Annotated in this window: 1 protein-coding gene; it reads right to left on the bottom strand. The window is 67.6% G+C overall.

All coding sequences use genetic code 11. From position 1 onward, the window contains the following. Window positions 1-58: 58 nt before the first annotated feature. The coding region (locus tag Y710_RS18365; protein WP_156479497.1) for a GmrSD restriction endonuclease domain-containing protein at window positions 59-556 on the bottom strand (498 nt) is incomplete at its 5' end.

Raw genomic sequence — 556 nt, 5'->3', positions numbered from 1 at the left:
CCGACACCGATGATCGCGTTGCGCTTGGTGTTCCTGGCCGGGGTGGGCTCGGGGTACGTCATTCGCACGCCACGCCATCGTTGTCGCGGTCGAGAGCGGACCGGTATCCGGGCTCACCGCGGTACAGCGGGGCCTTGCCGGCGGAGCGGACGGCCGAGCAGTTCTGGTAGTACACGCCGGACGGCTGCTGCGGCTGGGTCCGCGGCTGCGGCTGCGGCTTTACCGGTGCCGGCTGCGTCTGCGGGGCGGGCGCGTTGTCGCAGTTGGACAGCACGGTGCGCATCGCAGTCTTCTCGGCCGCGGTGACCCACACGCCGTACTTGGCCTTCACCTGCACCTGGGTGCTGACATAGGTGCAGCGGAAACTCTTGTTGGCGGGCAGCCAGGTCGCGGCGTCACCGTCGCGCTTCTGCTGATTCGCGGGGCCGTCGACGGCCAAAAGGTTCAGCGGATCGTTGCCGAAGTCGTGACGCTTGGCCGCCGACCAGGACTGAGCACCCTTCTGCCAGGCATCGCTGAGTGCGACGACGTGATCGATCTGAACCTTGCTGGACGT

Source organism: Gordonia sp. QH-12, from assembly GCF_001578675.1.
In the GTDB taxonomy this organism is placed as follows: Bacteria; Actinomycetota; Actinomycetes; order Mycobacteriales; family Mycobacteriaceae; genus Gordonia; species Gordonia sihwensis.
The sequence above is the reverse complement of the archived record's forward strand: the minus strand, read 5'-3'. Positions and strand labels throughout refer to the sequence as shown.